The organism is Trichocoleus sp. DQ-A3 (genome assembly GCF_039961975.1).
Classification (GTDB): Bacteria; Cyanobacteriota; Cyanobacteriia; order Cyanobacteriales; family FACHB-T130; genus FACHB-T130.
Genome location: NZ_JAMPKC010000001.1, coordinates 264095 through 288441, shown reverse-complemented (window position 1 = coordinate 288441; position 24347 = coordinate 264095). Strand labels below are relative to the sequence as shown.

Below are 24347 nucleotides of genomic sequence, written 5' to 3'. Positions count from 1 at the left end.
TTTATTATTTGATGATTCGTAATCGGTTAATTTTTATTCCCAATTACTGACTTCAAGGTTTCAGCACAACCTTGATACACTTATCTTCTTTGTGCTTAAACATTTCGTAGCCATTCTTGGCTTCTTCTAGGGGTAACTGATGGGTGACGACGAAGGATGGATCGAGTTCTCCCTTCAAAACTTTATCCAGCAACATCTGCATATACTTTTGCCCGTGCATTTGCCCCATCCTGAAGGTCAAGCCTTTGTTGAAAGCAGCACCAAAGGGCAGTTTATCCACAAAGCCACCGTAAACACCCATGATTGAGAGCGTGCCGCCTTTACGACAAGCGACCATCATTTGCCGCAGGACGTGGGGACGGTCTGTTTCCAGCCGGACTGCTTGCTTCGCTTTGTCGTAAACTCCTTCAACCCCCATGCCGTGCGCTTCTAATCCCACCGCGTCAATGCAGCAGTCGGGACCCCGTCCGCCAGTCATCTCTTTCAGCGCTTCGCCAGCATCAACTTCTTCGTAGTTAATCGTTTCCGCTTTTGCGTGTTCCCTCGCCATTTGGAGACGTTCGGGAAAACGGTCGATGCCGATTACTCTTTCGGCACCCAGCATATAGGCGCTAATCATGGCGAATTGTCCGACAGCGCCGCAACCCCAGACAGCGACAGTATCTCCTGGCTGAATATCGCATAACTCCGCGCCCATAAATCCGGTGGGAATGGCATCGGAGATAAACAATAATTTCTCGTCGGGAATTTCTGCGGGAACCTTGACGACACCCACATCCGCGAAGGGAACGCGGATATATTCGGCTTGCGCGCCTGCATAGCCGCCGAATAAGTGAGAGTAACCGTAAATTGCCGAAGTGACGTTACCGAAGAGCTTTTCTTCCATCCAAGCGTTCGGGTTGGAGTTGTCGCACAGCGACCACATATCATGGTTGCAATAGTGACAGTGACCGCATCCGATCGTGGAAGGAACGACAACGCGATCGCCTGGTTTTAAATTGGTTACTTTGCTACCAACTTCGACGATTTCTCCCATGAATTCGTGACCGATAATGTCACCCGGTTGCATCGTCGGAATGTAGCCGTCATAAATGTGCAAATCGGAGCCACAAATTGCCGTCGAAGTAATTTTGAGAATGGCGTCGCGCGGATTGAGAATTTTGGGATCGGGTACGGTTTCAACCCGCACATCGGTGGCACCGTACCAACATACTGCTTTCATTGATGTTGTTTATCCTTTTATTAATTACCCCGCCCTTGTGTATCCGCAGGACGGGGTTTCTCACATCCCTGTCTCAGGTAATGCAGTCAGTCGCTTAACTTCTCAACCCGAATTGAGCGAAAAGCCGAATTATCTAGGTGCCCGATTCTTAGTCTTGGCGACTCCCAGGTCATTTTTGTCTTGAACAATACTTGGGTCGCCCACGTCACCAGGTTGATCGTTATCAAATCTTTGGCGGACAATCACATCGGCAGTTTCGGGAATATTTTCTCCCAGCTTTTTGAGGTTCTTCAAGCCAGTATTGCCGATTCCATCTCTGTCCCCAACATGGTCTTCAGCCATGTCAATCGCTTTTTTGATCTGAGCGTTGCTGGTCTTATTAAAATCTAAGTTGTCAGCAACCAGGGTTTGAGCTTGTGCTTGGAACGATGTGCTGTAGCTAAAAGTCGGAATTACTAAAAATGCGATCGCTGCTAGAACGACACTAGCCAAACGCAAACAAATTTTTTGCAAACGATTAATTCCTTGATTCATTTCAATCTCCGTTGTTTATTTTTGTTGTGAGAAGAACCTATTCTTCAGTTTTCTCTCTTGTTAACTAAGAATCCCACGAAATAAAATTCTTAACTTCTTCCAGAAGGTTGACCTTCGGTTGTCGCAATTTCACCCGCTTCCATAATCATTTTGAAACGGCGCAAATCATCGCCAACTTGCTGTTCTGGTTCTTCACCGAAAAGTTTAGCGATCGCAGCACCTACGGCTCCACCCGGCGGGTTATATTCAATGACGACTTTTACTTCCGTACCCCGATTCGCAGGCGCAGGTGAAAAGCGCACAAACCCTGCATTCTCAACGTCTGCTCCTTCCGTCGAAGCCCAAGCGATTAACTCGTTTTCTTTCTCGTTGATAATATCTGCATCCCATTCCACACTTGCACCCATTGGCGCATTGGCAACCCAGTGCGATCGCCGCTCGTTGACGACCGTTACCGATTTCAGATGCTTCATGAAATTAGGCAAGTTTTCAAAATTATGCCAAAAGCGATAAAGTTCATCTGCTGGTTTATTGATCGTGACGGTCTTTTCAACTTTGATGCTTTGGTTCATCCCTGCTTTTTCCTGTATGGTGTCTTGGATACCTTTTTCTGCGGTCGCACTGTGATAAATTAGACCACCACCCGCGATCGCCATTAACGCTCCCCGAAGAGATCGTTGCTTTAAACCCATCAGTACAAGTGCGCCGCCGCCGAGTAACGATCCCCAACGCTCCTTATCACCGACATTGCTGGGTTCATTCTGACCGCTGGGGACGATATCTTTAGATGTCATGTTCTGTTTTCCTCAAACGGTAATTGATGATTTGCTGAGTAATATTAATTTCTTAGGCGCTTAACTAATCGTTTGGACTTGTTTGTGTTCTAGCCCTTCTCTGGCATGATCTAGACGCAGTTCTCCTTGCGGTTCAGCACGCAACGATTTTGGCGTCTGCTCGCCGATGGCTCCTTTCGCCACTGTGATGCCACCATCTGCCAGCCACAATGCCCCCGTGACGTAACTCGCTTCATCCGAAGCAATAAAGGCATAGACGTTTGCCATTTCCTCTGGCGTGCCGCGTCGAGCCATTGGAGTTGCATTAATCAGCATTTTCTCCATCTGAGCATCCATCGGCCCGGTTTCTTTGTGTGTCCAAGCGGTATCAATGGCACCAGGACAGACACAGTTAGCGCGAACACCGTATTGAGCTTGCTCAACCGCCACACCTTTCATAAAGGAATGCATCCAGCCTTTGGTACCACCGTAGAGGGTGTTTCGCGCCAGTCCGTTAAAGCCAGCCTCAGACCCGGCAGAGACAATGTTTCCGCGTGTTTTTTGGAGGTGCGGTAGAGCGTACTTGGTCATCAGGAAGGCGGAACGGATGTTCATCCGGATCGTCTGGTCAAAAACATCAATGGGGTAGTCTTGAGTCTCCGCCGTTACTAAAAAGACACCCGCATTATTCACCAAAATGTCCAGACGCCCGTAATAGTCAATAGCGGCTTGAACACAAGCTTTGGCGTGGGATTCTTCCGAGATATCCCCCGCGTAAGCGATCGCTTCAGCACCATAGTGCTGAATTGCTTGTGCGACTTCATCCAGCGGATCGCTAGGGAGTCCATTAACAACAACTTTGGCACCTTCTTTGGCGAATTTGTGCGCGATCGCTTCGCCGATTCCAGTCCCTGCACCCGTGATAATAGCAACTTTGCCTTCCAGTTTTCTACTCATGCTCATTCCGGACATCTCCTTGAGAAACGTTTTGAGTGTTGAACCGATTAGCAATTAAATAAGGTGAGCAATGCCCACCTTACTTGGCACTCAAAACTTACATCTTGACGGAAACACCAGTCGTCGGCTTCGCAGGCTTGACTTCCTGACCTGCCATCCGAGATTTATAAAGTGCCGCCAAACACTGTTCGTACTTCGACAAATCCACTTCAATCTCGGTGAGAATGGCGGTAGTAATCGGATCGGTAAATTTCATCCGCAAGTTGTTAATATCGACAACGCCGGTTTGCAAGTCGCCCATGCTGCGACGCAAAAGATCGGTGTCGTCACTGCCTTGCAGAGAAGCTTTGAACTTGGCATATTTATCAGCAGCTTGTGCCGGAATCGAGGGGCTTTCTCCCAGAGCATTCAGCCGTTCTTCCAGCATTTGAATGTGATGCTGCTTATTTTTGATCATGTCTTGCAGCATCGAGGTCAATTCTGCATCTGTGCTTTTCTCGGCATACTGCCCAAACGCTTCTTGCGAATAACGTTCGCCAGCCAGCGCCGTATTCAAACCTTTGGCAATATCGCCCTTGGTGGAACCGCCCCAAGAATCAGCCAGTTTCCACCATTCAGCGGTGATATCGCTTTCATGGGGTAATGCAGCTTCTTTGCCACCGTAACCGAGACGGCTGAGAATTGCAGTGGTAAAAATTGCCAAATCACCCGGTTGACGCGAGGTGATCAGGTTGCCGTCAACCACGACCGGCTCATCCACATAATGGGCACCGGCATTGATAATGTCTGTGCGGATAGAGAAGAAGCCCGTCGCTTGCTTACCTCTGAGCAAATCAGCTTCAATCAAAACTTGTGGTCCGTGGCAAACGGCAGCCACCAATTTCCCATGCTCGAATGCGTCTTTTACAAAGTTGACGGTGTTGGGGTTCGTCCGCATCATATCCGGAGCGATGCCGCCGGGGATAATGACTGCATCGAAATCGAGAGCCACGGCTTCTGTCGTGGTGCCATCCGGTTTCTGGGACAATTTGCCTTGTTTACCGACATAATTCTCGTTCATCCGAGAACCGAGGACAACGACCTCCATTCCCGCCATTTGCAAGGCTTTATAAGGGACTTGAAATTCAGAATCTTCAACCCCATTTTCGATCAGGATGGCAACTCGCTTCTTGCTGCCGTTATTATTTTGCTGTGTCATGGAATCTCCTTTTTTATGAAAATTTTGCAAGGAAAAAATTTTGAGCGATCGCGAGAAAAAGTAAAACTCCTTTGGAGTTTTACCTTTAAAATTCTTACGAACTGGGAACTTCACTCAATGAGGTTCCGGTAAGAAATAGCTCTGCGTCATCTTCTGAAAAATTAGCGCGGACATCTGCAAACTCACCAGGCGTTACGGCTTTTTGCAGCACTGCGAACACCGCTCGAACATGAGTTGCAGCATCGCTGGGATCGGTTCCCTCTTTTTCGCTGACGCGCTGGTAAAACTCTTGCAGCGAGAAAAATTGACCGTTTTCGCCCTCTCGCCCACGCAGACACTCTTGTAGTTCTGCTGGCAGTTGTGAAGCTAGGTCTTTTGCCTCGTCTCCAACGATGCGTTCTTTCAGTGTTTCCAGCGTGGCACGAGTGGCACGTTCTGCTTCCTGACGGTGGCTCAGTTGGGCAACGCTTTGAACCTGTTTAATGAACTGCTCGTATTTCACTATTGACCTCTTAAATCTTTCCAACTTTCACGCTTCGCTCTCTTAATGACTTGCCAAAGCGTTGAATCTTTCTAAAAAAAGTACGCTCCTTACTCCATGAAGTTCGCGCCGTAATTGCACGATATTTTAATTTGCACGTTTTTTACTCGTGCAAACTAGGGAATTCGTGGCTGCTTCAACCACGAATTCTCTCAAGAATTTAAAGGGGGAAATAAGTCTGAGCTAGCTTTTGCGATCGCTATCTAGCAACTGCCCCCTGCGGAGCAATCCGCTTGGCAAGCAATTCTTTCGCCCGTTCGGCGCGTTGAGATTCTTCTTCTTCTAGTTGCTGGAAGAACTCTACGAGTTCATCATCTCCAGCTTCCTCAGCATCCTGAATATAAATTTCGTAGGTACTGGCACCCTCTAGGGCATGGTATAGCACGCTGATCAGGTTGTAGTGTTCGTCTGCGGTTCCCGTGATGATCTCACCGTCATGATTGCCGTGATGCGTCATTTTCCCCTCCTTTTGCTTTCCCTAACAACTCAGCGCTAGAGTCTAAGTCTTGACTTTAAGCCTATGTATTCCCTCTAACGGTCTGCTTCGCTCCTAGGTGATATATCTATTTGTTTTTAATTCGCTCCAAAGTCATAGGTTTACTTACCAGTAAATCGCTATGCTGAAATTTAATCACCGTAATTTTTGCGGGGTGCGGACAATTTTAAATTGCGAATAGCGAGTCGTTATTTGCTTAAATGAGCGCACCCCTTTATTCTTATTTGAGATTCTTATTTGAGGTTGAGAATTTAGATAAATTTATCAGTTGGGTCTTTCGCCGAGAAGGCAATCTGAATCAGGCGCAGTCCTATGACCGAGCAACCCGATACAGAAGCTCAAGAGACTGCGAACAAAGATTTACCGTAGGAAATTACCGTATTTTCAGGCACTAGTGTCCACCTAGAACCTGCATTCAATGTCGGCGACAATCGCCGAATGCAAAATGAGATCGGGCAGAATAAATCACCCAACTAACCCAGTACTGACTTAACCCGGTACTGACTGGGGGCAATGTGGATGCCGCTTAAAGTGTAGATTCAGTCAGTGATAAAGCGGTGGCTGGAATCGCTGTCATCTGGATCGGGACTTGAGAGAAGTTTGTAAAACAGAAGATTTTAGAACAGCGCCACGGTCGTCGTTAGGAACTAGACCAATGTTTTTTAAAGATTATCTGGCGCATAGCGATTAATCTCTTCCGACCACCTCAGGTAGAAACTCAGACTAAATAGCACTGAAATTTGTATAATGCATCACACCGGAGAAATACGCCATTAGGTATATTAGAGAGAAGTTAAGATTCGTGTACGGTAAGAAACCGAGGCTTAATATTCGCTACTAATTACTTCTGAGAGCTGCAACTGCAATGGCAAGCCAGCAAGGCAAGGTAGGCAAGAAGTTTCACACTCTCGAGCGGCACGGGGAAGCGGGAGGGTTATGCGATCGCATCCTCGCAACCATGCCTGTGGGTCTTGTGATTGTGGATGCTCGTACCCCCAATCCTTCTATAGCCTATTGCAATCCGGCTTTTGAGAAGATAACGGGCTATGCTTCAGCAGAAGTCATCGGACGCAACTGCTTTTTTTTGCAAGGAATCGATACTGACCAGGATGCGATTGAGCAAATTCACCAAGCCTTGCAGTTAGGGCAAGAGTGCCAGGTAATGTTAAAGAATTATCGCAAAGATGGCACGCCTTTTTGGAATGAGCTAATTGTTGCTCCTGTCTGGGACGCCACTGGTGAACTGACTCAGTTTCTGGTTTTTCATACAGATATTACCGAGCGCCAGCTCGCTGAACAACAGTCACAAGCGGCGTTACAACAAAGCGAAACCAGGCTGGGGCTTGCTCTGAATGCTGCCAGTATGGGAGTTTGGGAGTGGGAGAGGCAGACGGGTCAGCTAACCTGGTCGGCAAATGCGGAATCTTTATTAGGTTTCCCACCTGGTTCCTTTGGTAGCACTTATGAAGCTTATTTAAAGTGTATTCATCTGGATGACTGCGATCGCGTGACGGAAGCGATCGCGCAGATTGTAGAAGCATCCAGGACAGAAAACTTGGCAGGTCGTCTCTTTAGCCTCGAACATCGTCTCCTTTGCCCGGATGGTGCAGTTCGGTGGGTTGCCGTTACGGGTACCCTGTTTTGCGACCCAACCAATACACCGGCACGGGTTACTGGGACGGTGATGGATATTACAGGTCGCAAACAGGTAGAAACAGCCTTATGGAAGCAAGCGACTGGAGAACGGCTGCTCAGAAACATGAATCAGCGCATCCGCCAGTCTCTGAACCTGGAAGAAGTCCTGAAAACGGCTGTATCGCAAGTCCGGCAATTTCTCAACACCGACCGGGTAACGATCTACCGCTTCGATTCAGATGGGCGTGGAGTTGGGGTTGTAGAATCGGTCGGCACGGGTTGGACTAAGAGTTTAGGAACTCAGATCCACAGCAGATGTTTTGGGGAAAATCACCTGCCTCTTTACCAACAAGGCGAGGTTCAAGCGATTGAGAATATCGACACGGCGAATCTCAGTCAGTGCCAGATTGATTGGCTAGTGAAGTTTCAGGTAAAAGCCAATCTGGTCGTCCCGATTGTCCAAAACAAGACGGAGGTGAAAGGACTCTTCCTCAACCCTCACACCTCAACCAGCCCTCCTCCCCCATCCACTCCTCAGTCCTCAGTCCTCAGTCCTCAGTCCTCTTCCAACCCTCAGTCCTCACTCCTCAGTCCTCACTCGTCTTCCAGTCCTCAATTATGGGGGCTGCTCGTTGCCCAAAACTGCACCGAAACCCGGCAATGGCAGGCATCGGAAGTAGAATTGCTCAAACAGCTTAGCGTGCAGCTAGCGATCGCCATTCAGCAATCGACGCTATTTGAGCAACTGGAAGCCGAACTCGTCGAACGCAAGCAAGCGGAGGAAGCATTACAGAAATCAGAAGCACAATTAAGGAAAAAAACGACCAAACTTAAACAAGCGCTGCATCGGCTGCGGAAAACCCAAACCCAGTTAATCCAAAGCGAAAAAATGTCCAGTTTGGGGCAGTTAGTAGCGGGTGTCGCCCATGAAATTAATAACCCCGTCTCTTTCATTTATGGGAATTTGACCCCAGCTTTGCAGTATGCCCAAGATTTGCTGCATTTGTTAAACCTCTACCAGCAGCACTATCCTCAGCCAGCAGCGGAAATTCAAACAGAAGCCGAGGCAATGGATTGGGAGTTTCTGGTTGAAGATTTCCCAAGGCTATTGGATTCTATGCAAATGGGGGCGGAACGCATCCGCCAGATTGTCCTGAGCTTGCGGAATTTCTCCCGCCATGATGAGAGCCAGAAAAAGCCGGTGGATTTGCATGAAGGCATCGACAGCACCCTGTTGATCTTGCAGCATCGATTGAAGCCACAGGGAGGAAAACCAGGTATTCTGATTATCAAAGAATACGGCAACCTACCCAAGGTAGAATGCTACGCAGGGCAGATAAATCAGGTTTTTATGAATCTGCTGAGCAACGCCATTGATGCTCTGGAACGGGAAAACGTTCAGGCTTCATGGATGATGAATCATGGAGAAGAAAGTAGCGATCGCCAATTCCCGATCGCCAATTCCCCTTTACCGACAATTCGGATTTGCACAACAGCGAACAACCAAAATCAAGTAATTATCCGGATCGCAGATAATGGTTGCGGCATTCCAGAAGCAGTCCAAAAACGAATCTTTGACCCCTTTTTTACGACTAAACCTGTAGGAGAAGGGACTGGGCTGGGGCTGTCCATTAGCTACCAAGTGGTGGTGGAGCGTCACGGAGGTCAACTAAAGTGTCTGTCAACGCCCGGACAAGGGACAGAGTTTGTTCTAGAAATTCCGCTTCAGCAGTCTACCGCCTCTGCAACCCCACTCCCGATGGCTCCCTCCCAGGTTGCGTAATCAGTGGTTAGGTATACGCTGATGAGTGGCAGACGATCCCAAGAGGGAAATCTTAAGAAATAATAAAGAATTATTAGGAAATCCTAGCCGGAAAAATATGGAGCCGATGGAGCTGAAACCAATATCCCAGTCCCACAGGATAAGGACGATGCGATGCGAAAGGATCGACACTGCTAGGAACGGTGACGGTTCTAGTCTGGGTATATTGCCACAGCATTGCCTCAGTTCCTTGGGATTAGGTAATGAACAGCTGCTACGCGCCAGTGTTGGAAATGCACCAATTATTTTGTATGCCCTAGATAGCAATGGCATTTTTACGCTTTCTGAGGGCAAGGGACTGGAGGCTCTCGGACTGAAAGCCGGTGAGGTAATCGGGCAGTCGATCTTTGACCTTTACAAAGACCGGCCTGAAATCTTAGCGAATATTCGCAACGTTTTAGCTGGAAAAGAAGTAACCTGGATTGTCCAGATAGGCGATGTGGTGTACGAAAACCGCACCACCCCGCTGCAAAATCAAACAGGTCAAGTGGTTGGTCTAGTGGGTGTGGCGATTGACATTACGGAACGCCAGCGCACAGAAGAAAGGTTACGGCAACTGGCGGCGGCGGTTGAATTTGCGGAAGATGCGATCGCGATTACTTCGACTCACTTAACTTTTCCCGGTCCAGAAATCATCTTTGTCAATCGCGCGTTTACGAGAATGACCGGCTACACCCCAGAGGAAGTCATCGGTGAATCACCGAGGATCTTGCAAGGACCCAAAACCGATCGGACTCTCCTCGACCGACTGCGACAAACTCTGTCCGAAGGGAAAGTATTTTATGGCGAAGCGATTAACTATCGCAAAGATGGCACGGAGTTTTACAACGAGTGGCACATCGAACCCATCAAAAATGAACAAGATGAGACGACTCATTACCTAGCAATTCAACGCGATATCACTCAGCGCAAGCAAGTAGAGGCGCAATTATTCCATGCAGCCTATCACGATGCTTTGACAGGCTTGCCCAACCGAGCACTTTTTATGGATCGGTTGCGGCAAACCCTGGAACGGGCGAATCAATGCCAGGACTATTTATTTGCTGTGCTGTTTTTGGATGTCGATCGATTTAAGGTGATTAACGATAGCCTGGGACATCTAGCAGGAGATCAATTGCTGGTAGCGATCGCAAAAATTCTACAGGCATCGGTGCGCCCAGAAGATACGGTGGCACGGTTGAGTGGAGACGAGTTTGCCATCGTCCTAGCAGATTTACCAGACCTGAGCCAAGTCACCCGCATTGCCAATCGATTGCAAAGGCAACTGCGAAAACCATTGCAGATTGAGGGGCAAGAAGTATTCAGCACTGTCAGTATTGGCATTGCTTTGAGTATGCTGGGCTATGACCAGGCAGAAGACATCCTGCGCGATGCCGACATTGCCATGTATCGAGCAAAGGCACTAGGGAGGGCGCGGTATGCGGTGTTTAACAAGACCATGCACCACCAAGCAGTTGCCCGATTGCAGATGGAAACGGATCTGCGACACGTTCTGGAACGCCAGGAGTTACGGCTGCACTATCAGCCGATAGTATCGCTGGCAACAGGTCAAATTTCTGGCTTCGAGGCACTGGTGCGCTGGCAGCATCCCACACGCGGCTTAGTTTCCCCAGCGGAGTTTATCCCCGTGGCGGAAGAAACGGGACTGATTCTGCCGATGGGTGAGTGGGTGCTGCGCGAGGCTTGCAGTCAGTTGCAACGCTGGCATTCGGCATTTCCAAACCACCGGGGACTGACAATGAGCGTCAATTTGTCGGGCAGGCAGTTTTTGCAACCCGATTTAATTGAAAAGATCGACCAGATTTTGCACAAAACCGAGTGCGATCCCTACAGTTTAAAGCTAGAGATTACCGAAAGCGCGATCGCAGACAATGAAGATGCGATCGCGATGCTGGAATATTTGAGAGTTTTGGGTGTTGAGCTATCGATTGATGACTTCGGTACTGGCTATTCTTCTTTAAGCCGGTTGTATCATTTTCCGATCAATACCTTGAAGATTGACCGTTCTTTTGTTAGCCGCATGGGCATCGGTGGCGAAAGTTTACCCATTGTCCGAGCGATTGTGACGCTAGCTAATAATTTGGGAATGGATGTCACCGCCGAAGGCATCGAAACGATTCAACAGATGAAACAACTCCAGACGATGGGATGCGAATCCGGACAAGGATATTTATTTTCTAAGCCAGTCGATAGCATGGCAGCCGAGACATTAATCGCCGCATCGTCGTGCTACAACCTTAGCCCAATTTGAGTAATTGTCCTCAAATTTTGCACGTAGAACGGATTAGTTTATGGTGAATATCTAATGTAAATCAGGATTGAATTCCATCGCAAAGATGGCGATCGCTTTCCTCCACATCTGCATTCGTCTGCAAATAATCCCGCACCCAATCGCATCCATACTGGAGGAAATCGAGCTGGAAAATTCGCTCTAAATTCCACAAAATTGCGGTTCTATCCTGACTGGCTGAGGCGATTAACTTCCCATCAGGGCTAAAGGTAACTCCGAACACCCCATCGCTATGTCCCTTTAAGGTTTCAAGCTCCTTACCGTCGTAGTTCCAAAGTTTGACTGTGCCATCGAAACTTGCTGAGGCGATCGTCTTGCCATCAGGGCTAAATGCTACCCCGAACACCCCATTTTTGTGTCCCTTCAAGGCTCTGATTTCTGTACCGTCGCGCCGCCAAAGTCTCACCATGCTATCCATACCTGCTGAAGCTAGGGTCTTGCCATCAGGGCTAAATGCCACTCCAGCCACCTGACGGCGATGGCTTTTTAACGTGTGTAGAAGCCTGTAGCTGGGTGTTCCAGATGTGGCATTATCCCACTGCCAAAGTCTGACGGTACCGTCCACGCTAGCTGAAGCAATGAGTTCTCCGTCAGGGCTAAATGCCACTCCGTTAATGTGATCGGTATGTCCTTGAAGAGTTGCCAATTCAGTGCCGTCAATCCTCCAGACTTTGACGGTTCTGTCCTCACCCGCCGAGGCGAGTGACTGTCCATCTGGATGGAAATCAACGGCGAAGACTCTGCCTTGATGTCCAGTAAAAGTGTGGAGTAAGGTTCCATCGGGTCGCCACAACCGAACAGTGCTGTCATAACCGCCTGTAGCAAGGGTGGCGACCTTTGGGCTGAAATCGACTCCAAAAACTTTATCGGCTTGTTTGGGGAAAGTGCGAATTAAGCTACCATCAAGCCGCCAAAGTTTAACGGTCTGATCGCGACTGGCGGTGGCAATTGTCTGACCATCCGGGCTAAATTTTATGGTGTAAATTGATGCTTGATGTCCGTTAAGAGTCTGGCTAAAACTGTCATCAAGCTTCCAGAGCGCGATCGGGCCATCCCAACTGGCTGAGGCGAGGATTTGTCCGTCAGGACTCCACGCCACTCCAGAAACGACATCCTTGGCGGCTGGCAGGGTTTTTACGAGAGTCCCGTCAAGGTTCCAAAGTTTAACTGTTCTATCAAGACTTGCCGAGGCGATTAAACGACCTTGAGGGTTAAAAGCGATTTTGCCTACTGCATCGCTGTGTCCAGTTAGGGTTTGGACTAAAGTTCCATCAAGGTGCCAAAGTTTGACTGTTTTATCCCAACTCGCCGAGGCAATCAGATTTCCGTGAGGGCTAAAGGTAACGTCCCTAACTCTATCCGTATGTCCGGTAAGGGTTCTCAGCAGTTTACCGTCTGCACTCCAGAGTTTGATGGTTTTATCGTGAGAAGCAGATGCAACGATCTGACTGTCAGGGCTAAAGGCAACGCTGGCAACTTCATCTGTATGTCCAGTGAGAGTTCTCAGCAGTTTGCCGTCTGCACTCCAGAGTTTAACTGTTTTATCTTTAGAAGCGGAAGCAATGGTCTGACCGTCAGGAGAAATGGCTACGTCTGCAACGTCTTTGGTATGTCCTTTTAAGGTCTGCCACAAGGTATAAATCGGCTTTCCGTCTGGTGAATTTGTCCTGTTTTTGCGCCAAAGTTTAACTGTGTTATCCCCAGAACCAGAAGCAATTAGCTCCCCTTTGGGGCTAAATACGACTCCCCAAACCGTATTGTTGTGACCTTGAAGCGTTCCCAGTTTTGTACCGTCTTTTTTCCAAAGATCGATGCTTTTGTCCGCAGAAGCTGAGGCAATGAGTTCGCCATCAGGGCTGAACGTTACATCATTAACCACATTGTCATGCCCGGATAAGTGGTTATAGTCAACCGCTCCATAAACAGCCTGATGGAGAGCCTCCTTCACTGAGTGCTGAATATCTCCATCTGCAACATTCAACTTGTCTAATCGTCGCTGTGCTGCGATCGCTTGTACGAGTGCATCTAACTTTTGATTTGAAGCGAATAGTGCTTCGGAAGATTTAGCGATCGCTTTTATCTCGCTGACAGCAGTTTGCCGATACTGAACATAAGCCGCTAGCCCCAATGCACAGGCGAGAATTAATGTCATACTTTCTACAACAAGCAAAAATCTTTGCCGCCTGGAACTTTTTTTCTCTAGTGCTAATCTTTTTTGTTCCTCTGTTAGTCGCGCTTCCACTTCTTTCAGCCGTTCTGCTTCTAGAGTTTGCTGCATTTCCAACCTATCCAATTCGCCAGAAGCGGCTAAAAATTGATAGTCCAAATCGCCCAAACTTTTACCTTGTGCCCATATTTGAGCGTCTTTCAGCGCTTGCCGACGCAACAACCGCGATGTATCCTTTTGTTTTGAAGCAATCCAAGCATCAAAAAGTTGAGAGTAAGGGCGCAGTTCCTTTAATTGCTTGTCTACCCATTTGAGATTAAATACTTCTTCATAGATTCGATTTTTTACCTTTAAATAACCCTGGTGTTTTACCACTAAACCCGATAGCAATAGTTCTATTTGATCTCGGCTGTCATCGGTTGGTACTTCCACACCTTGTAGGATTTGCTGGTAAATTCCCAAAAATCTGCCAGCGCGTTCCTCGTTGCGAAGGATGCGATCGCGTATTGTCTTTAAATGCTCTGGTTCATCTTGGCTTTCCCATTTGTGAATGATGCGTGTCTTCACCAGGTTCTCTACCCAAAACGCCTCATTTCCTGGTGGAATGGTCAGAACGCTGTTCATCGTCTCATCGCTCAATCGCGTGTCAACAAGATTCCCTACCAAGTTACACAGCTTTTGGGTGAGAAAGGGCTGCCCTCCACTCCAGGCTAATATTTCTTTTAAAACGGTTTGCGAGTTTCCTTCTTTTACCGCTAATCCTTTCACTAATGGCTGAGCTTCGTGCAGTTGAATGCCAGTTAGTTCTATCGCTTTCCCAATATTAAAAGGGGTTCGATTTTTATCGACAATGAGATCGCTTGGCGTTGCTACACCAAAAATTGCAAAAGTAATCCGTCTGTATTCTGGATTGATGGCTCGTTGGTTGTAGCAAAACCGAATCAAGGCAAAGAAGTCATCAACCGGAAAATCCAAACTTAAAATGCTATCAACTTCATCAATAAAAATAAATATTTTTTCATTCGGAAATTGAACTAATAACAACTCGGCAATAAATCGACTTAGTCGTTGGAGCAGTGAAATATCATCTTGCTCTCGCCACCAATCTTTTAAATTAATTTTTTCTAACAAGTTAAAACCCGACCACAGATCGGCAACAACTCCCTTGTACCACTGAGTCGGTGTAATATTTTCGCTGCCGATATTAGTCATATCCACAGCAGTGCATTTAAACCCTTCTTGTTGCAAGCGATGGCGAGTTCTCACCAGCAGAGAGGATTTGCCCATTTGTCGGGAGTTGAGAACGTAGCAAAACTCACCCTGTTTTAATGCTTCATAGAGTTGGGAGTCTGCAATTCGTTGTACATAGCTGGGAGCTTCGCTGGTTAGACTGCCACCGACTTGGTATTTCATCGCTCAGTATTCTTGGAGTGGCATTGGCATTCTTTTTTCTCTCCTAGCTGCGAGCGAAAATAGAGACGATATAGCTGGCAGCTGGGACTTGCCCGATTTCCATCCATTTGAATCAATCCCATACTTTCTAACTTATAGGCAGCGATCGCTTCTAATTGTACGCTCTCATCAGCAGTAACAACTTGTTGCAAAGCAGATGCTAACTGTGGTTCATCTTGGAGCATTACCAAATGACTCCGTAGATGGTCGCTATAAATCCCAGCGGGTGTAGGAGCCACTTGCAATAACTCCTTTAATGTCATCGCTCCTCGGCGCAGGTGATAAAGCGCTACGCTTACCAAATAGGGATGTCCGCCCACCATTGCCATTAGTAGAGATGCGTAATCGTTGCGGCAGGAAGTATCATTTTGGGCCTCTATACTATCGCTCCAATCAAGTCCATATCGCTGTGCAAAATCCTGCACTTGTTCGCTTGAAAACTGTGGCAACCTAATGGATATCCCAACATTGAAGGGGGATTGATTCAGCTTTAGCGGAATATAAATTTCTGTACTATGAACAACCAAAAGTCTGAGCTTTTGCCAAACTTCCACTGCTCGTGCTTGTTCGTGCCAAAATCGCAGCATTGGGAGAAAATCTAAGGCGATTTCGGGATGCTCAAAAACCCGATTAACTTCATTCAAAGCCAACACCAGAGGACTGTTAACTTGCTTGAACAGATAACCCTCAAAATAGATTTTGCAGCTAACTTTACTGCCCATATCCTCATCCCAAAACTCATCCATTAGGGGATTGAGATTCAACTGTCTGCTGACATTGGCACAGAACCAGCGTAGGAATTTATCGAGGGAGGCAAAAACTGCTTCGTCGGCTTCCTGAAAATCTAAAGAGACAGTTTTGTAACCAACATCTGTAGCGCGAGCCAGAATCCGAATAAGTAGGGAACTTTTCCCCATTTGCTTGGGTGCTTTAATGCGGAGCAGACATCCAGGTTGGGTAATCTCAGTGTAGGCGAGTTCTTCAATCGGGGGACGATTGATGTAGAGAGGAGAATCTAGCGGTACAGGACCCCCAGGAAATTTTTGCTCAGTCTCTGTTTCTGAAGCTGAAAAATTATCTTCTACTTCTGTGTCTGTTTGCACCTCTTGCGCTCTATTTTGCTGTTCACCTGTCCGGTTTTGCTGGTGCAGGTTAACGAGTAAATGCAAATTTTTTTTCGTCACTCTCTGGTTGAGTGCTGCGGAGAGAGCCTGCCACAAGTGGGAACCAACTTCTTTGAGGTAGGGGAGACTGTAAGCAGAATCCCGCGCCATTTCACGATAATCGTCTCCTAACCAAGAGCGACGCAGGATTAATCGCTCAACGGGACTGAGTTGCCGAGAAAGCAGAACTTTTTCTACGGCTTCTAGAACTTCATCTACATTCATACGATGACATAATTTGACCTGGCATCATATCTAGCAAGTTGTCTCCAGAATCGTCGGTTCCTAAAACCAAAAAATTCTATTTTAATATTCTTACTTTTTACCTATAAAAATAGATAATTTTTGTCTGAATTATTTGTCAAATAAAAGGAAAATATGCTAATTCCTGTAACTTCCTTCGCTGTATCTTCCTGTAGTCAAGATGTTGGGTGCAGGAATTAGGGCGTCTTTACTTAAGGATCGGGTGGCAACCCAAACAACCACGGCAAAAGCATTTTAGCCTCTTGTAAAAGTAATGATACCGCTCTCGCACGGGACTACCCCACGAATTGGCAAGGGTTTTAAGAGATTTGTCAGTCAAGCAGCTTAAGTCGCTTTGTCTACCTGATGTTCTAGTTCTGAAACGACCCGTTCTAATTCATCAATGAGCGGTGATGAACCGGCTTTGCGAAATGCGCCAACCAAAGAGCGATAATACCAAAGGGTTCCTTGTTTGCCTGCTTGGAAGCGTTCCCAAATTGCCTCGCCTACAATGTGATAATCAGTCAAAATCGAGCGGGCATTGTGGAGTTTATCGGCTGCTGAGACAAGACGCACCGAGGTTGAAGCAGCCGGGATATGGGCAATATAAGCTTCTTTGCGTTCCTGCCAAGGGGGTTTGGGTGTTGTGTCAGCATCGGTACAACCGTTGACAATTTCCGTCACCGTATCTCCAAACCGACGACGAATTTCTTCTCGTGTCGCGGCACCGCCTTGGTCTTCGATGGCATCATGGAGTAGAGCAGCGATCGCTTCATCTTCATTCGCTCCATGCTCTAAAGCAATACTGGTGACGCCGAGTAAATGAGAAATATAGGGAACACCCGAACCTTTGCGAATTTGGTTCGCGTGCAAGGCGGTGGCAAAGGTCAGGGCATCTGTAAAGCGTTGTGAGAGAATCATTTTAATTTTGGGTAATGGGTAACGATCGATCCTTATTAGTCGTTGATTTGTGGCTGCTGACGAATGACAAATGACCCATTACTAATTCCCAATTATTCATCTTTAGTGTAAGCCTGCTTCCCAAATGCCAATATAAACGCGATCGCGCTTATCTCGCTCAATCACTCCCTGAAGAGCCTCTATCGAAAAAAAGAACTTGGGAGACTGACGCTGCTGTACCTGTTGTAAACCCTGCTTGATGGTGTCGTTGAGCTTGCAACCCAACATACTATTCAACGTCACTAGGACGATCTCGGTATTCACCCGTTGGGCAAAAGATGCTTCGGTTTGGCGTATGAGTCCAGAATTTTTATCAAATAAAAAACCCAGGCTCACCTGATCTGGGATTAATTGATAGGACATGGCACGAGTATTCGGCCAGTAACCTCTAGTGGTTACGCCGGGACTGCCAAGTATTCGTTGGACAACGCTATTATGTACTCCTGGTTGAAATCCTGGAACGCCAACTCCCATCGGAATATCCTGACAAATATTGGCATTAAAATCGTCCAGAGTTGGCTCTGGACGCAATTCGGGTGGTATATTTTCTAAAACCCGTGAAGGTGAATAAGGCTGAGTGCTCAGAAAAATGCTTGCTGGTACTACCAGCGCTTTTGGCAAGTGCTGAGGAAAAACTAATCCCTGTGCTGGTTTAGTAAACAGTAAACCAGCAAAAATATAGGCACCCATCAACATCATTCGGTGAGACGGTTTCACCATGTCCTTAGAATTTTTTTTGCATTAGGTATTTACTCATAAAAAGCTGCCCTTTCATCCCAAAACATGGTAAAAGGACAAAAACTAGCAGTCTTCGCTTCTCAGTCTTACCTGGATCTGACGCCAAAGCGATCGCTCTAAGTTCCCCACCGTCTAGAGGATGCAGCGCATCCAAATTCTCGTTCTTCCAGGCGTCAGCGCCCAAAAACGAGGGGGAGGTTCTAGATTCGCTGCAATGAGTTTCAGGATGCGATCGCATCCTGAACTGACAACTTCAAGATTCGGCTATCGGAGCCATCTTCTATCTGTCACTTTTGACAAGCTTTTCGCAAGCGATCGCGCCAATTATGATTATCTTGTAATCTGTCTTCTTGAGCCTTTCGGAATCGCTCCCGCCACTCATTACGACCATCTAATTGATTTTCTTGCGCTTCCCGCAACCGCTCCTGCAATTGGACAAGAGGACTGGGGTTAGCATTTCTGGGTGGTAAGATTCCCAACAACGCCAGCCATTCCTGCACTGACTGAGGGCGATCTTCTGGTTTTAAGGCCATACCTTTGACGATAGCGTAATTTACGCGAGCGCCGAGGAGAGAATTAATGCATTTGGGTGGTGTGAGTTCCATCCCATACGCTCTCATCGGTGAAGGTGTAGGTACTTGAGCCGTTAATAAGGTATAAAGCGTTGCAGCTAAAGAATAAACATCCGTGTAAGCACCGCGTTTGGATCGCCAGTCATACTGCTCAATCGGTGCAAAGCCGCTAGAGCAAAATTCTGTCTGCGTTTGGGTAATATCTGGGGTAAACTCGCGGGCAATGCCAAAGTCAACGAGAACCGCTTCCAAGACGCCCTCCATCTCAGAACCTACAACATTGGCATTTTTACAACGCAGCATGATGTTGAGGGGCTTGACATCCCGATGCAGCAAACCATTGTTGTGAACCAGTATCAGGGCATCACCTATCTGCTGAATGTAGCGCATTGCTTCCGCTTCGCACATTGCCCCTTTCTGCCAAACTCGATGGGCTAGACTTTCTCCCGCAATATATTCCATCACAATGCACCACAGCCCATCCTCTTGAATGACTTCATCAATTTTGACGATATGAGGATGATTAAATTTGGCTAACCGCACCGCTTCATTCAGAAAATCCTGCTGAAATTTGCCGAAGTCGTGTTGGCGTTGCAGAAAGTGGTTGAGGGTTTTGATGACAAGCAATTTACCTTTTTTGTTTTTAACCAAATAGGCGATCCCAAAACCACCTTGTCCTAGCACTTTTTCAATCGTGTACTTGCCGTTTTGCAACTTCTGCCCAGGATTCCAAGCCATTATTTCTGACTCCCTTGCGCTTGTATCGATTTTGGCGCGGTCTGAAGAGGTATTCAATTTAACTTAGTACAAGCGTACTATATTTAAAGTACAAATACAAGCGATCGCGCTTTAGCCTAAGCAAAAAGCAATCTTCATGGCTGTGATACTCTACCGTGAAGCTCGGTAGTTGAGAACTGCTATAAATGACAGTTTAATTGGCAAAATACGCAGTCGCATCGTCTAACTCCTCGGTAGACATCTGACTGTTCAATGGCAACAGCACAGTAAAAGTAGTGCCTACCCCAACTTCACTACTGACGGAAATCTGACCGCCGTGCAACTCCACGAATTTTTTAACAATTGATAATCCCAGCCCTGTACCGGGAATCTTGCCAACATTTTTGGCTCGGTGAAACACTTCAAATAGTCGTTCTTGGTCGGTTGGAGGAATGCCAATTCCTTCATCTTTAATTTGAATTGTTGCCTGTCCATCATGACAAGAAAGTTCAAGCTGGACAGTGCCGCCTTGCGGTGAATACTTAATTGCATTCGAGACCAAATTTGTCAGAATATGCCATAGAAGTTTTTGATCCATATATACCTGGGCACATTTACATTTACTGGCAAAGATGAGCGTGTGTTCTTTCCCAGTTGTAAACTGAATTTCCTCCATCAAATCGTGGCAAAATTGTTTTAAATCAAAAGGCTCTACATTAATCTCTAATTCTCCAATTTCTGCTCGGCTAATTGTCAAAACATCTTCTAATAACTGTGTCATATGTTTGGCAGCCGAGCGAATGCGATTGAAATATAAAGCTTTTTGCTCTTCAGTAGCTTTATAGTTGTAATGTTCAAGGAGTTCGGCAGACATGAGGATCGTGTTGAGGGGATTGCGAAACTCATGGGCCATCATTGAAACAAAGTAAAATTTCCCTTCATTCAGTTCTTTTTCTTTTTCCAAAGCAATCCGAACTTCTTCTGTCCGCTTCCGTTCCGTAATGTCCCGGCAGTTGACAACAACTCTAGGAATTCCTGACTGGGGAATAAAATTTTTGCAAATTGCTTCTAATATTTGCCAAGAGCTATTTTGATGTAGAAATTTAAATTCTGTAAATAGAGTAATATCGGTTTTTTTAACTGCTTGATTGAGAGTATCAATCACCTCAGTTACGTCTTCAGGATGAATAAAATTATAGAGTTTTTTGCTAACTAGCTCTTCCGGTTTGTAACCTAAAACTTTCTCAACGGATGGACTTGTGTAATAAATAGTGCCATCAGTATCTAGAACAGCGATAATGTCTAAGGCATTTTCGATCAGTAAGCGGAAGCGTTCATCATTTTCCCGTAAAGCTTGTTCTGCTTCGCGCCGTTTGCGCCGCTCAACGGCTTCGCGCAACTCGCGTTCAACTGCGGGAATTAATCGCGCCAGGTTGCCTTTCATCAAGTAGTCAGAGGCTCCAGCTTTCATCGCAGCGACTGCGACATCCTCTCCAATGTTGCCGGAAACAATAATGAATGGTGAATCTAGCCCTTTGTCTTTCAACAAAGTTAAAGCAGCAGGAGCGCTAAAAGTGGGCATTGAGTAGTCTGATATGACAATATCCCAATGTTGTTTATCTAGTGCTGTATTCATGGCAGCAGCTGTATCTACCCGCTCGTAAATCGGCTCGTAACCACCGCGCTCTAGTTCGTTGAGCAGTAATTCAGCATCATCTTCTAAATCTTCAACGATGAGAACTCGCAGCGGTTGATTCATCATATTCCTAGTAACGGCGGGGCTTCATTGAAAAGCAGCCAATACATTCCCAACTGCTTTACTGCTGTCATAAATTGTACATAATCTACAGGTTTGCGAATGTAACTGTTACAACCGAAGCTATAGCCGTTGAGTCGGTCTTGCTCCTCTGTTGATGTCGTGAGAATGACGACTGGCAAGAGTTTTGTCAGGTCGTTGGCACGCAGTCGTTGCAACACTTCTAAACCATCAATTCTGGGCATTTTTATATCTAGTAGAACGACTGCGGGTAGTCTGTTAATGTCCCTGTCAGTGTACCTACCCGTACCAAACAGATAATCGAGTGCCTCTACTCCATCGCGGGCTACTACAACATTGTATGGAATACCGCTTTGATCCAAAGCAAGTAAGGTAAGCTCTTCATCGTCAGGATTATCTTCCACCAATAGGATGTGTCGGTTATTCAATTTATTTTCCGTTTAGAAGCTAAGTTTAAATTCTGCCCGCCTTAGAGCGTGAAATAAAAAGTTGCACCTTGTTCTACTGCGCTTTCGGCCCATACTCGACCACCGTGGCGGTGAACGATTCGCTGGACAGTTGCCAGTCCAATGCCAGTTCCGGGGAACTCAGTCATTGAGTGTAGGCGCTGAAAGGCTCCAAACAATTTGTTGGCATAAGCCATGTCAAAGCCAGCGCCATTGTCACGTACAAAATAAGCAGGTTGAGAATCTATCTTTAGTGTGATGCCAAATTCAATACAAGCATATGAGCGATTTGACGTAAATTTCCAGGCGTTATGAAGTAGATTTTCCAGAATTATTCGTAGAAGCCGCGCATCCCCTTGTGCAACAATGCCTGGAGCGATCGCAACTTCAACGGGTCGTTCCGGTTGCGACTGTCTTAGTTCAATGACAATCTCAGAAGCGATCGCGCTTAAATCAACTTCCGTGGTACGCATCTCGGTGCGTGTCACCCGCGAAAGCTCCAGCAGGTCATCAATGAGTTCTCCCATGCGCTGGCTGCCTGCACGAATCCGATGCAGGTAGTGTTTGCCTTTCTCATCCAGCGTGTCAGCGTAGCGCTCCAAAAGCGCCTGACTAAACCCATCAACACTCCGCAGTGGCGCACGTAAATCATGGGACACCGAATAAGAAAAAGCTTCCAGTTCCCGATTGGCGGCTTCGAGTTGTGCAGTCCGTTCGACCACCCGGCGTTCCAAGTCTTGATTGAGTTGTGTAATTTCCTGCTGGAATCGTTTGCGATCGCTAATGTCTTCAACAATGGCAATAAAGTACCTGAGTTCGCCTGCACAATTACGCACAACCGATCCAGTCAGATTAATCCAGACTGGGGAGGTGTCTTTGCGGATGTAGCGCTTTTCCATTGAGTATGTTGAAATCTCACCAGCTAACATTCGACCAACATTTTCGAGGTCAGTATTGAGGTCATCGGGGTGAGTAATATCTTGGAAAGTTCGTTCTAAAAGTTCCTCACGAGTGTAACCAGTAATATCGCAAAGCTTTTGGTTCACTAGTCGCCATTGTCCATTCCTTTCTACCTCTGCAATCCCGACAGCAGCTTGATTGAAAGTGGCACGGAATCGTTGCTCGCTGTTCCGCAACGCTTCTTCCACCTGCTTCAGTCCAGTAATGTCCCGGGAGATACCCAGTACAGAATTGATTAAACCGTCTTCGGTAAATTCTGCAACCAGGCGAGATTGATAATATTTCAGACCATTCGGTGTCGGAAACTGAAATTCAACAACATTCTCTTGACCCGTTTCAAAAACTTGGCGGAAAATGCTTTCCCATTGGGAGACGAGATCCTCAGACATTCCTAATTCGCGATTCGTTTTGCCGATAAATACCTCAGACGGTACTCCTGTTGCCAGTTCTATTGCTGAGTTGACATAGATATGACGTAAATCTCGATCGAACCGGGCAATGATATCTGGAGTATTTTCGATTAGTGCTTTGAGTTCTTGTTCTCGTTGGTGTAGTGCTGCTTGCGCCTGTTTACGCTCAGCAATTTCAGCTTCTAACGATGCGTTTATGGTTATTAATTCTGCCGTTCGTTCCCGAACCCGAATTTCTAGTTGCTCGTAAGCTCGCTGTAATGCTTCTTCTGCCCGTTTGCGCTCGGTAATTTCCCGACCTTCTGGAATTAATAGCACCACTTGTCCTGTCTCGTCTTTCACAGGTTTGAGCGAGGCATCAACAAACATTGTGCCTTGAGGAGTGGGCAGATTCCCTTCAAAACGAACAAAGTTACCGTTTGCTGCTTCGGTAATCGCTGCTTTCCACTGATTCAGGAATTCGGTGGGTAGGTTCCAAACTTCATCCCAAAATGGACGACCGACTATATCCGCCGCCTTAATTCCAACGAACTCTAGCGCTGTTTGATTAATCTCTAAGACAGTGCCATCCGGTTTTAGTAATCCAATGAATTGAAATGTTTGGTTAAAAATGGCGCGGAACCGTCTTTCACTTTCGCGTAGCGCTTCCTCCACTTGCTGACGCTCTAGTATTTCGTTTCTCAGTGCCAGGTTTACCGCTTCTAATTCTGCTGGACTAGGGAGAACCAGCGCTTTAGGGATCAATTCTGACAGCAGCACCGCCGTACCGAGGGAGACAATTGCAGTAAACGCTTTGATCCATCCGGCTAGCCAGTAAGTAGGATGCCACAGCGTCCAGATTTCCATTAGATGAGTGGTGCCGCAGGCGATGATAAAGCTGCCAAACAGCAGAAAAATCCAGTTAAAAGGCACATCTCGTCTTTTGTAGACGAAATAGACCAGCATGAATGAAATCGAATAATATGCCAGCGCAATCAAAGCATCTGACGAAACATGAAGCCAAACTAAATCTGGCTTCCATAGATAGCAGTGTCCGTGGGGAATAAACCCTGCTGAAGCCAAAAGGGTTCTCAGGAAATCTGGCATGAAGTCTCCCTCATGTTGTGCTTGGTGATAAGATTTTCCTCGCCAATTCTCGTCTTCAGTTAGGCTAAGGGCGATCGCATTTCTTGGCAGTGATTCGTTTCACACGGCTACTGCAATCATTGCGTCAAATAGTGTCTGTGATGCCTGTGCCTCACGCGCACTGGCACCGGAAAGGCAAAACAAAAATG

At 46.8% G+C, this 24347-nt stretch carries 17 protein-coding genes; 2 read left to right on the top strand and 15 right to left on the bottom strand.

The window, feature by feature from the left end; all coding sequences use genetic code 11:
* Positions 1–52: 52 nt before the first annotated feature.
* From NDI44_RS01170 to NDI44_RS01140, 7 genes are all read right to left on the bottom strand, one after another.
* Positions 53–1222, bottom strand: a complete 1170-nt coding sequence (locus NDI44_RS01170) for a zinc-dependent alcohol dehydrogenase (RefSeq protein ID WP_190413070.1) — start codon at positions 1220–1222, stop codon at positions 53–55.
* A gap of 129 nt (positions 1223–1351) precedes the next feature.
* Positions 1352–1756, bottom strand: a complete 405-nt coding sequence (locus tag NDI44_RS01165; RefSeq protein ID WP_190413069.1) for a hypothetical protein — start codon at positions 1754–1756, stop codon at positions 1352–1354.
* A gap of 89 nt (positions 1757–1845) precedes the next feature.
* Entirely contained in the window at positions 1846–2550 is a 705-nt protein-coding gene (locus NDI44_RS01160) for an SRPBCC family protein (protein WP_190413068.1), read from the bottom strand.
* Between the two features lie 60 nt (positions 2551–2610).
* Positions 2611–3486 (bottom strand): SDR family oxidoreductase, encoded by an 876-nt coding sequence (locus tag NDI44_RS01155; protein ID WP_190413067.1) that lies wholly within the window; start codon positions 3484–3486, stop codon positions 2611–2613.
* Between the two features lie 97 nt (positions 3487–3583).
* Complete coding sequence (locus NDI44_RS01150) at positions 3584–4684, bottom strand: DJ-1/PfpI/YhbO family deglycase/protease (protein ID WP_190413066.1); 1101 nt, start codon at positions 4682–4684, stop codon at positions 3584–3586.
* Between the two features lie 94 nt (positions 4685–4778).
* Positions 4779–5186 carry a DUF2267 domain-containing protein gene (locus NDI44_RS01145; RefSeq protein ID WP_190413065.1) on the bottom strand — a complete coding sequence of 136 codons (408 nt, stop codon included), beginning with the start codon at positions 5184–5186 and terminating at the stop codon, positions 4779–4781.
* A gap of 238 nt (positions 5187–5424) precedes the next feature.
* Complete coding sequence (locus NDI44_RS01140; RefSeq protein WP_190413064.1) at positions 5425–5682, bottom strand: hypothetical protein; 258 nt, start codon at positions 5680–5682, stop codon at positions 5425–5427.
* 904 nt (positions 5683–6586) lie between these two features.
* Here NDI44_RS01140 and NDI44_RS01135 point away from each other — a divergent pair.
* Both NDI44_RS01135 and NDI44_RS01130 read left to right on the top strand, forming a co-directional pair.
* Positions 6587–9139 (top strand): PAS domain S-box protein, encoded by a 2553-nt coding sequence (locus NDI44_RS01135; RefSeq protein ID WP_190413063.1) that lies wholly within the window; start codon positions 6587–6589, stop codon positions 9137–9139.
* Positions 9140–9287: 148 nt separating this feature from the next.
* Complete coding sequence (locus NDI44_RS01130; RefSeq protein WP_190413062.1) at positions 9288–11429, top strand: EAL domain-containing protein; 2142 nt, start codon at positions 9288–9290, stop codon at positions 11427–11429.
* 61 nt (positions 11430–11490) lie between these two features.
* Here NDI44_RS01130 and NDI44_RS01125 read toward each other — a convergent pair whose 3' ends face one another.
* The 8 genes from NDI44_RS01125 to NDI44_RS01090 all read right to left on the bottom strand — a co-directional run bounded on the left by NDI44_RS01125 (position 11491) and on the right by NDI44_RS01090 (position 24159).
* Positions 11491–15048, bottom strand: coding sequence for an AAA-like domain-containing protein (locus tag NDI44_RS01125; RefSeq protein WP_190413061.1), 3558 nt, complete (start codon positions 15046–15048; stop codon positions 11491–11493).
* The gene (locus NDI44_RS01120; RefSeq protein ID WP_190413060.1) at positions 15045–16475 is read right to left on the bottom strand and encodes an AAA-like domain-containing protein; all 1431 of its coding nucleotides are present in this window, start codon (positions 16473–16475) and stop codon (positions 15045–15047) included. Before NDI44_RS01120 ends, NDI44_RS01125 begins: the two co-directional genes overlap by 4 nt.
* A 363-nt stretch (positions 16476–16838) precedes the next feature.
* The gene (locus NDI44_RS01115; protein ID WP_190413715.1) at positions 16839–17411 is read right to left on the bottom strand and encodes an HD domain-containing protein; all 573 of its coding nucleotides are present in this window, start codon (positions 17409–17411) and stop codon (positions 16839–16841) included.
* Positions 17412–17516: 105 nt separating this feature from the next.
* Complete coding sequence (locus NDI44_RS01110; RefSeq protein ID WP_242033003.1) at positions 17517–18173, bottom strand: hypothetical protein; 657 nt, start codon at positions 18171–18173, stop codon at positions 17517–17519.
* A 305-nt stretch (positions 18174–18478) separates the two neighbouring features.
* Positions 18479–19501, bottom strand: a complete 1023-nt coding sequence (locus NDI44_RS01105; protein WP_190413059.1) for a serine/threonine-protein kinase — start codon at positions 19499–19501, stop codon at positions 18479–18481.
* A gap of 193 nt (positions 19502–19694) precedes the next feature.
* Positions 19695–21242, bottom strand: coding sequence for an ATP-binding protein (locus NDI44_RS01100; protein ID WP_190413058.1), 1548 nt, complete (start codon positions 21240–21242; stop codon positions 19695–19697).
* Complete coding sequence (locus NDI44_RS01095) at positions 21239–21685, bottom strand: response regulator (protein ID WP_190413057.1); 447 nt, start codon at positions 21683–21685, stop codon at positions 21239–21241. The genes NDI44_RS01100 and NDI44_RS01095 overlap by 4 nt, the downstream gene beginning before the upstream one ends.
* Before the next feature lie 41 nt (positions 21686–21726).
* Entirely contained in the window at positions 21727–24159 is a 2433-nt protein-coding gene (locus NDI44_RS01090; RefSeq protein WP_190413056.1) for a PAS domain S-box protein, read from the bottom strand.
* Positions 24160–24347: the final 188 nt, after the last annotated feature.

What these genes read in the sequence shown, in the direction of transcription:
- NDI44_RS01170 (WP_190413070.1), bottom strand. Translation starts at nt 1,222, where the DNA reads ATGAAAGCAGTATGTTGGTACGGTGCCACCGATGTGCGGGTTGAAACC.
- NDI44_RS01165 (WP_190413069.1), bottom strand. Translation starts at nt 1,756, where the DNA reads ATGAATCAAGGAATTAATCGTTTGCAAAAAATTTGTTTGCGTTTGGCT.
- NDI44_RS01160 (WP_190413068.1), bottom strand. Translation starts at nt 2,550, where the DNA reads ATGACATCTAAAGATATCGTCCCCAGCGGTCAGAATGAACCCAGCAAT.
- NDI44_RS01155 (WP_190413067.1), bottom strand. Translation starts at nt 3,486, where the DNA reads ATGAGTAGAAAACTGGAAGGCAAAGTTGCTATTATCACGGGTGCAGGG.
- NDI44_RS01150 (WP_190413066.1), bottom strand. Translation starts at nt 4,684, where the DNA reads ATGACACAGCAAAATAATAACGGCAGCAAGAAGCGAGTTGCCATCCTG.
- NDI44_RS01140 (WP_190413064.1), bottom strand. Translation starts at nt 5,682, where the DNA reads ATGACGCATCACGGCAATCATGACGGTGAGATCATCACGGGAACCGCA.
- NDI44_RS01135 (WP_190413063.1), top strand. Translation starts at nt 6,587, where the DNA reads ATGGCAAGCCAGCAAGGCAAGGTAGGCAAGAAGTTTCACACTCTCGAG.
- NDI44_RS01130 (WP_190413062.1), top strand. Translation starts at nt 9,288, where the DNA reads ATGCGATGCGAAAGGATCGACACTGCTAGGAACGGTGACGGTTCTAGT.
- NDI44_RS01125 (WP_190413061.1), bottom strand. Translation starts at nt 15,048, where the DNA reads ATGAAATACCAAGTCGGTGGCAGTCTAACCAGCGAAGCTCCCAGCTAT.
- NDI44_RS01120 (WP_190413060.1), bottom strand. Translation starts at nt 16,475, where the DNA reads ATGAATGTAGATGAAGTTCTAGAAGCCGTAGAAAAAGTTCTGCTTTCT.
- NDI44_RS01110 (WP_242033003.1), bottom strand. Translation starts at nt 18,173, where the DNA reads ATGGTGAAACCGTCTCACCGAATGATGTTGATGGGTGCCTATATTTTT.
- NDI44_RS01105 (WP_190413059.1), bottom strand. Translation starts at nt 19,501, where the DNA reads ATGGCTTGGAATCCTGGGCAGAAGTTGCAAAACGGCAAGTACACGATT.
- NDI44_RS01100 (WP_190413058.1), bottom strand. Translation starts at nt 21,242, where the DNA reads ATGATGAATCAACCGCTGCGAGTTCTCATCGTTGAAGATTTAGAAGAT.
- NDI44_RS01090 (WP_190413056.1), bottom strand. Translation starts at nt 24,159, where the DNA reads ATGCCAGATTTCCTGAGAACCCTTTTGGCTTCAGCAGGGTTTATTCCC.